The sequence below is a fragment of the Caldibacillus thermoamylovorans genome (assembly GCF_000751775.1).
GTDB lineage: Bacteria > Bacillota > Bacilli > Bacillales > Caldibacillaceae > Caldifermentibacillus > Caldifermentibacillus hisashii.
Genome location: NZ_CCRF01000076.1, coordinates 1 through 8,148 on the forward strand (window position 1 = coordinate 1; position 8,148 = coordinate 8,148).

Sequence of the window (8,148 nt, forward strand, 5' to 3'; positions counted from 1 at the left end):
CTTTTTTATGTGTTAACTCAAAAAATTACTTTCAATTCTTTACTTTTTCAGCCCAACTTTAAATTTCAATAGCTTAAGATTATGTTTCTCCTCAATTTTTACAAAAAAGGCGTACTTATCCTATTGTCAATTATCCAGATTTTTTTACTTATGGATTACTTTTTCATGAAGTTTTCCATGTGTGAATAAATACTAATTCTAGACAGCTTTTACAAGGCTTCTCATTTTTATTCTTTTCTGATACAAATGATTGGACTGCTTTATTATCTATAGCCCAGCCGTTTTCCGAAATCCGGCAATATCCGTTTGACTTCTATGCCAAATTATCAAACATTGCGTTAACTTCTGCCCGATGTTCCAACAGTTTCTTCAAGAATCGACTAAATTCCCATGGAGTAGGACTTTCCCGTTAAAACCACATAAAGTACGTAACTGTCCGAAGCGTTCCTATTCACGTAGAACTTTTGCGTCACTATCATGTTGTAACACGATTCCGGCCAATAACACATTCCACATAAAACGGACAGGATAATCGTCTATTCCTTTGCCACGACTTTGTTCAAGCTTCTTCATCAAATTTTCATCAGGCATGTTTTCTATGACTAGACGAAGGCAATCAAAATCTCTAATGCTTCAATTTCTACCCACGGATTTTCTTTCATTGTTGGCAATTTCATTAACACAAAATAATGGGTTCTAATTCTTACTTTGTTCTAGCTTTTTTATCTCCTTAAACTCAGAAGAGATACTTTTTTTCGATAACGTCCAAATGTATGACCAGGAACTTGAGATTGATGAAACATTGCGGATCACTGCAGTAATTGGAAATTCAACCAAGGTTTTTCAACTAACTATATATAGTGCCATATTCATTTAGTTCTCCAATGGGCTAAGATTTATCGTTCTGTTTGTTTGTTCATGTCACTCTTTCTATTGACCACTTTACCATATCTTCCCAAAACATTTGAAATCAGACCTCTTAGTAAACAGTTAGAATACAAATATTTACATGAAGTAAACAAATTGTTGACTTGAATATGAAAAATTGGATATCATATAGTTTAGGGAGGAATGTAGAATGAAAACAATTTTTGAGGAATTTGGAGAAAAAATAATTCATTACATTGAAAAACATCAAATAAGTCAAACAGAATTTGCTGAACGAATTGGTGTTTCCAAACAAGTAATGAGCAAGATTGTTAAAGGACAAAAGGCCACAAATATTGAGGAAATAAAAAAGATTGCAGATGTCATGAATATTTCTGTCGATGAACTAGTTCACCATGAATCAGAAACGAATGTCATTGAAGATCCCATACTATTTATGATGAATCAAACAGAGAATGCAAAAATAAGACATCACCTTCAATATTTAGACTACGTCATGGATGAAATGATTGAATTGGAAGAACTAAAAAAAACAAGGAGCATCGACCGTGACTAAGATTTCATTTTTAACAGAACCAGAGATGGAAGAAATTGAATTGAAGGCAAATGGAAAATTGAATGAACTTCATAAAACTTCAAGGATACTTGGTAAAGAGGTTTTTAGTATAATTAGAAAAGAAGCCATCCTCTTGCAATCCCCATTTTCAGATGAAGAATTGTGTGCATTTGTCTGTCAAAAAAAGGGTCGTTTATTTGTTTATATAAATAGTCAAATACCTACAGATAAACAGAATTTTGCAGCCGCCCATGAACTATATCATATTTGGTTTGATAAAGAATACCTTATAAATCCCCAAATGTTAGAGAGTAAAATATTAAATGACGAAACAGACAATATACGAGAATTACGGGCGAATTTATTTGCAGCCATGCTATTAGTTCCAAAACACGTATTAGAACAGGAATTGTTATTTTTAGATATCCAAAAAAATGCTATTACCGCTAATCAAGTTGTTGAATTGTCTCATGTTTTCCAAGTTCCATATAAAACGATGGTTCGGAGACTTTTTGAAATAAAATTTATCGACAAAACTCTAATGGAACAATTATGGAAAGAACCAAACGTTGAATTAATTCGTAAAAAATTGCAATTAGACAGTCCAAAGGTTGAAAGACCAATTATTCATTATGAAGGTTTAGCCAAAGATGCATGTGATCTCTATCAAGAAGGACTTATATCCCCCAAAAGATTGAAAAATCTATTATCTCTCATTAATAAAAAACCTGAGGATTTTGACATCGATTTACCAAATAACCTCCCAACAGAAGATGAAATAGATAAACTGTTAGAGGAATTAGATGAATAATTCAAACACATACATTTGGCCAGTTGCCATACTAGATGCAGACTTTGCTATTAAGGTTGGGAGAATAAAGAAATACAATATACTAGAAGATATACTGCCAAATTATATTGGTAAGCTACTGATTCATGAGTATGTATATGAAAATGAGGTATTATCGCCAAGAGGAGCAAAGAATCAGATTGATGCCCTAATTCAAAAAAGTCGTGCAGAAATTGTTAATGAAGAGACAATAGCTAAGATGGGGAAGCTAGCATTAACCATTTACGAAAATACAATTGAAAAATTGAGACGAGTAAAAAATACAAGAGAAAATGGAAATCATTGGGGAAAAATCGTGTCGATTGCGTTTGCCCAGACAGTAAATATTCCCTACTTTCTTTCAGATGAAACGGGTCAACAATCATTCATTAATGAGAACTTTTCATCTCCTATTCAAGTCGTTCGTATTGAAGATTTAGTTCGAACAATTAAAGAAACAGGAGGGAAAAGAAAAGATGCATTATTAATTTGGACAATAGCTGGATATGGTAAAGAACGCTTTAATGATGACTTATGGCCGCTGGAGTAAGCAAACTGTTACTCTTGGCCTTGTCAATTTTTATTTTTAATAAATTTATAATATGATTTAATATCCTAGATTGTAATTTGTGCGTCTTTTAGAAACTTTTGCAATATATTTTATCCTTTAATTTTCCAAGTAATGTAAAGTCCTATCGAGGCCTACATGTATTTTTTTAGTTATCAACTGTCAAACTTCCAAACCCTCCCCCAATTCAATAAGTTGCTTTGTTTGAAATTTTTATCACTAGTGTTTATACTACAGTATTGTAAGGCAGATTGTTCTATTATGAACATTCTTGGTCGAATTTTTCCTTTTGGCTTTGTATGGGAAACAGCTGAAGGGAAATACTATTCATTATAAAAAATTGGCATGGGGTGATATTAATGAGTAAAAAAATTGCTGTAGTTCTTACTAATGAATTTGAGGATATTGAATATACATCCCCGGCTCAAGCGTTTAAAGAAGCCGGCCATGAGTTAACGGTTATTGAAACAGAAAAAGGTAAAACCGTTGTCGGAAAACACGGGGAAAAAGTTCCGGTTGATGCTTCCATCGATGACGTAAAACCTGAGGACTTTGATGCTCTCTTGATTCCGGGCGGCTTCTCCCCTGACCTTCTACGTGCCGACGACCGCTTCGTTCAATTTGCGAAAGCATTTATGAATGCGAAAAAACCGGTATTTGCGATTTGCCATGGACCACAATTATTAATTACTGCGAAAGCATTAGAAGGCCGGAAAGTGACCGGATATAAATCGATTCAAGTCGATTTAGAATATGCCGGTGCAAAATTCGTTGACGAAGAAGTTGTAGTTTGCTGCAATCAATTGGTCACAAGCCGTACACCGGATGATTTGCCTGCTTTTAATCGAGAATCTTTGGCTTTATTGGAAAAATAAGTTTTGTTTGAAGATGGCTTAATATGACAAGCCATCTTCTTTTATAACTGTACTAATACCGCTTTGCTTTTTTTCTTGATGAGTCAGCCTTTTTTCTTCCTGTTTCCCTCGTCGTTGTTCCTTGCCCTTCCGTTTCCGGTGAATTTAAACCAATTGTTGATGGATCCGCTTTTCTTTTGGACACATGATCACCTCCAAGTATAGTGTTCCTTAAAATCATCTTCAGTATGTTTTATAATAGACCTAAAAATTCCGCCCTTGATTCGTTTAAGGTACAGTCATTCCTACCTTATATTTTCGGTTATGCCACATCGCATTGGATCGTATTGGGGCCGGATTGAGGTAAGCGGCTATAGCGGTTAACAGTCGTTACGCCACATCATATTGAAGCCAGTTTTAGCGGATTCCAAGATTTCCCACTTCAATTAAAAAATTAATTTGTATAGAAATTTTTTGTTGACTCAAGATAGGGATGTAAAAATCTTTTCGAGGAGGAAATTTTGTGAAACTGGCTGCACATGAATTACACGATTTGAATGAACTAACGATGAGCTGTGTGAATTCGATAACCAATATGGCTTACATGCTTCAACATGTCCAAGATCCCGAATTGAAAGCCATATTGGAACGTCATTTTCCGCTACATATCAGGGATTATAATATGAAGGTGGAGTTTCTAAATCAAGCGACGGGTGCCCATAAGGAGTTGCCGTTACTTAAAGAAAACACAACACTTGAAGACTTAACGAGTTCAAATTTAAGCATGTATCCACCGGTTCAGCCGAGAACGGTCGTGGAGAATTTTAATGACCGGGAAATGGTAACTGCCTACCAGTTAACCTTAAAACGAGCCGGACGAGAATATGCTTGGTCGGCAATGGAAATGGCGAATCCGGAAATTCGGTCGTTTTGCCAAACTGCTTTTATGATGAGTTGCTCCCATGCCTATGATGTTTGGCAGTACATGGCAAAGAAAGGTTACTACCCATTGGAACCGGCAGATCCAACGATGACGCTTAAGATAGGCGCTATGTATCAAGTTGTACCGGAAGATATCCCGCAATTACAGCAATACATGAGTCAACATGAGAACCCGACAGCAGGAGAGAGTGATCAGTTATATCAATAAAAAATCAAGTCAATCCCAATGAAGAATTGGCTATTTTTATGGACAAAGAATAGTCTGAAAATATGAATTTATATGTCAAAAAATCGTCTCATGTCCAAAATAAGCATTTGAATCCAAAAAAAATGACAGTATTTGTATCCAAAAAAGTGGCAGTAAGAGACGTCTCTTCAACAAATAAGTGTTTGAAAACGGAATATTTCTGAGGAAGAGGCGCTTCTATAAACACTTGAGTGTAAAAACGTTTACCTCAACAAAAGAAGCATTCGAGAACGCAAAAGTGACAGAGTAAAAAACCTCTTCACCAATAGACCCCTTTGTAACGAGGCCACTGAAAAACATTTCGAATAAGTTCACTTGCTCAATATATAGTAGGATAGATCACAAAAATACATTTTAATATAGTGTTAAGCAAGTAATCTTATAATGATTTAGTACTTTTTCAGTGGCGTCCTTTGTGACCAAAAAAGTATCCGAGAAAAACCATCTCTTCAACAAAAAACAGGTCAATTCCGAGGCCACTGAAAAACGATTTAAGAAGTTTTACTAACATAATATATAGTATGATAAAACTCGGGAATACATCTAAATACGGTGTTTAGTAAGATTATTTAGAACTTATTCAGTGGCGTCCTTTGTGACCAAAATAGTGTCGGAGAAAAACCATCTCTTCAATAAAAAACAGCTCCATTCCCTCAAAATCGTCAAAGAGAATTTGTCTCTTCATCAAAATCAGGCAATTTTACTCAGATCAGGATTAATTTCTCCGGCAGATAATCATCTATCGTCTATAAATTTCTTAGGGTCAAACAATAGGAAGATGATCCAAAAAGTTTTGATAGGCAAAGCCACGGACTTCCTCTTCTTTATAGTACTTGAGCAGCTTTAAAATCAGGTTCTGTGTCATCCCCGTATTTTCCAAACCTTTTACTTTATGAAAAATTCCGTCAAAGTCGGATCCGAGACCAATATGTTGGACCCCGCCTAATGAACAAAAATGATCAATATGTTTTATCAAATCATCAATACTCGCTTTGCCATTTTCTGTAATAAATGGCGGGTTGTAAACGACATGGATAAGACCGCCTTTTTCAAACATCGCTCTTGCCTGTTCATCTGACAAGTTCCGCGGGTGGTCGCATAGTGCTTTTGCATTGGAATGGCTGGCAATCGGGTATTCCGCCAACTCCATCACATCCCAAAACCCTCGCTCCGATAAATGGGAAACATCGGTAAATACTCTCCTTTCATTATTAAGATAAACAATTTCTTTTCCAAATAATGTCAAACCCCTGCCTCGCGGTTCTCCGGCACCATCGGCAGCTAAATTGGCATTATTCCATGTCAAGCCAACCGACATAACACCCAATTGGAATAATGTTCGCAGCTTTTTCAAGTCATTACCGATTGCATCAACCCCTTCCAACGTTAAAAAAGCACCGATTTCCCCATCCTGTAAATGATTAAAGTCAGACCAAGATTTTAAATGTTTCATTTCCGAATTTTTTCTAAGTACCTCTTCATAAAAATAATCTATCTGATCCAATGCTTCCTGGAATTTTTGATCAGACTCCAAATTCGGCTCAATAAAAATCGCAAAAGCTTGAATTTTTATCTTCCCTTTTTGTAGTCTAGTTAAATTTGTATCCAATTCACTACTATTTCGAAAGGATAATTTTCCTTTTGCTTCTGATAATTTCATTAATGCATCACAATGAAGATCAATGACTTCCATTAATTAACCCTCCATGCTTTCCTTAAAGTTGATTAAGTAGGTTTTCTTTCGAGCACATTCAAAAAGTCAGGAAAAATAGTTTTTGTCTTGCTTATGAAAAAGAAATGCTCCGGTATTCAAAGCTTAGTACCCGCAAACTTTTAACCTTCTTTTTGAACATGCCAGATGAGACACCCTTTCTTTTACATTTTTTATTGATAAATCATATTCCTAAATTAGGCTTATCGTCAACAAAATTTTTTTAAAACCAACATATAGAATAAACTTTTTTGACAAGGGTGATAATGGATATTATATATTTCAACAAGAGGAGACGTATATGAATTTGCATATTTTCCATTGGTTTTTACGTTTTCCGTATGTTGTTCGGTTATTATTTATCGTGATTTTTATATTAATTGCCTTTGGCACGATCATTCATTTTATTGAGCCGGATAATTTTCCCACCATTTTTGACGGGATTTGGTGGGCAATTGTTACAACTTCTACTGTTGGATACGGTGATTTTGTACCTGGAACAGTGAAAGGTCGAATCGTTGCCATGCTACTAATTTTTTCCGGTGCCGGACTCGTTGCTTCTTACTTTGCTGCCATTGCCTCAACTACTGTCAAAAAGGAAAATGCCATAATAAAGGGAACAGCTCAAGTCCATTGGAAACATCATTTTATTATTGTAGGTTGGAATGAGAGGTCACGGGAAATTATTGAATCCTATAAAAAAATTCATCCGAATCAATCGATCGTTTTGATTGATTCCACCTTAAAAGAAAGTCCATTTGCGAAGGGAACGAATGTCCTTTTTATAAAAGGAAGTGCTACGTCTGATACGATCTTGCACCAAGCGAATGTGAAAGAAGCGAGTCTTATCTTAATCACAGCGAACCCAACAAGATCGGAATACAGTTCTGATATGTATACGATATTATCTATTGTGGCCATTAAAGGGTTGGTCCCGCAAATTTATTGCATTGCAGAAATTTTGACCGATGAACAAGTGATTAATGCAAAACGAGCAGGTGCCGATGAAATCATCCAATCAAATAAAATAGTAAGTGCAGTTATGAATCATACCATGCTTTCCCACGGTATATCGGATGCTATTTTAAATTTACTCGACACGTACCACGGGGTAGAACTAACTTTTATTGAAGATAAAAGTTTAAGTGGACATACGTTTGAATCTGCAGTAAACATTTGCCTAGAGGAACAAAAAATTCTTCTTGGTTTTAAAAGGGGAGAAAAAACAGAAATCGCTCCTGCAAAAGAAACAGTATTATTACCGAGCGACCAATTATTGGTAATTGTTCGTCAGCAATAATTTTTTCGAAATTGACACGTCCAACATTCGTAAGGGGAAGTCGTTATCCCCGATACATGCGGCACCCCCAATCTATCTTAAACCCTTAAACTTGGGGACTTAGCTTACGGGGATTTTAAAAGATTAAAATAGGGCCTTCTGTATCAAGAAAGCCCTTCTTGTTTTAAGAAAAATTGGCTTTGAATTAAGGATTCAATACCGATGCCGTTAGGATAACTTGGTCCGCTGCTTGCACTTTTCCGGATAAAATCGG

9 protein-coding genes are annotated in these 8,148 nt (G+C 35.6%); 6 read left to right on the top strand and 3 right to left on the bottom strand.

Annotated features, from left to right (window positions below; translation table 11 throughout):
• Positions 1-447 precede the first annotated feature (447 nt).
• Entirely contained in the window at positions 448-573 is a 126-nt protein-coding gene (locus tag BT1A1_RS19510) for a hypothetical protein (RefSeq protein WP_269147498.1), read from the bottom strand.
• Positions 574-1,078: 505 nt separating this feature from the next.
• On the opposite strand from BT1A1_RS19510, the gene BT1A1_RS13160 reads away from it, so the two are divergent.
• The 4 genes from BT1A1_RS13160 (at position 1,079) to BT1A1_RS13175 (ending at position 3,716) form a co-directional block, all read left to right on the top strand.
• Entirely contained in the window at positions 1,079-1,444 is a 366-nt protein-coding gene (locus tag BT1A1_RS13160) for a helix-turn-helix domain-containing protein (protein WP_034772007.1), read from the top strand.
• Between the two features lie 25 nt (positions 1,445-1,469).
• Positions 1,470-2,255, top strand: coding sequence for an ImmA/IrrE family metallo-endopeptidase (locus tag BT1A1_RS13165; protein WP_152617983.1), 786 nt, complete (start codon positions 1,470-1,472; stop codon positions 2,253-2,255).
• Complete coding sequence (locus BT1A1_RS13170) at positions 2,248-2,823, top strand: hypothetical protein (RefSeq protein ID WP_034772011.1); 576 nt, start codon at positions 2,248-2,250, stop codon at positions 2,821-2,823. The genes BT1A1_RS13165 and BT1A1_RS13170 overlap by 8 nt, the downstream gene beginning before the upstream one ends.
• A gap of 377 nt (positions 2,824-3,200) precedes the next feature.
• Entirely contained in the window at positions 3,201-3,716 is a 516-nt protein-coding gene (locus BT1A1_RS13175) for a type 1 glutamine amidotransferase domain-containing protein (protein ID WP_034772013.1), read from the top strand.
• Positions 3,717-3,768: 52 nt separating this feature from the next.
• Here BT1A1_RS13175 and BT1A1_RS17990 read toward each other — a convergent pair whose 3' ends face one another.
• Positions 3,769-3,900 (bottom strand): YuzL family protein, encoded by a 132-nt coding sequence (locus tag BT1A1_RS17990; RefSeq protein ID WP_072012702.1) that lies wholly within the window; start codon positions 3,898-3,900, stop codon positions 3,769-3,771.
• 318 nt (positions 3,901-4,218) lie between these two features.
• Here BT1A1_RS17990 and BT1A1_RS13180 point away from each other — a divergent pair, with 318 nt between their 5' ends.
• The gene (locus BT1A1_RS13180) at positions 4,219-4,845 is read left to right on the top strand and encodes a spore coat protein (RefSeq protein WP_034772015.1); all 627 of its coding nucleotides are present in this window, start codon (positions 4,219-4,221) and stop codon (positions 4,843-4,845) included.
• An 802-nt stretch (positions 4,846-5,647) separates the two neighbouring features.
• Here the strand turns inward: BT1A1_RS13180 and BT1A1_RS13185 are convergent.
• A complete protein-coding gene (locus BT1A1_RS13185) occupies positions 5,648-6,577 on the bottom strand; it encodes a dipeptidase (protein ID WP_034772017.1) in 930 nt (309 codons plus the stop codon).
• A gap of 319 nt (positions 6,578-6,896) precedes the next feature.
• Between BT1A1_RS13185 and BT1A1_RS13190 the strand changes: the two genes are divergently transcribed.
• Positions 6,897-7,895, top strand: coding sequence for a potassium channel family protein (locus BT1A1_RS13190; RefSeq protein ID WP_034772019.1), 999 nt, complete (start codon positions 6,897-6,899; stop codon positions 7,893-7,895).
• The last annotated feature ends 253 nt before the right edge of the window (positions 7,896-8,148 follow it).

Bases quoted from the DNA above. Each gene is read 5' to 3' on its own strand.
- BT1A1_RS19510 (WP_269147498.1), bottom strand. From the start codon at position 573: ATGAAGAAGCTTGAACAAAGTCGTGGCAAAGGAATAGACGATTATCCT.
- BT1A1_RS13185 (WP_034772017.1), bottom strand. From the start codon at position 6,577: ATGGAAGTCATTGATCTTCATTGTGATGCATTAATGAAATTATCAGAA.
- BT1A1_RS13175 (WP_034772013.1), top strand. From the start codon at position 3,201: ATGAGTAAAAAAATTGCTGTAGTTCTTACTAATGAATTTGAGGATATT.
- BT1A1_RS13160 (WP_034772007.1), top strand. From the start codon at position 1,079: ATGAAAACAATTTTTGAGGAATTTGGAGAAAAAATAATTCATTACATT.
- BT1A1_RS13190 (WP_034772019.1), top strand. From the start codon at position 6,897: ATGAATTTGCATATTTTCCATTGGTTTTTACGTTTTCCGTATGTTGTT.
- BT1A1_RS13170 (WP_034772011.1), top strand. From the start codon at position 2,248: ATGAATAATTCAAACACATACATTTGGCCAGTTGCCATACTAGATGCA.
- BT1A1_RS13165 (WP_152617983.1), top strand. From the start codon at position 1,470: ATGGAAGAAATTGAATTGAAGGCAAATGGAAAATTGAATGAACTTCAT.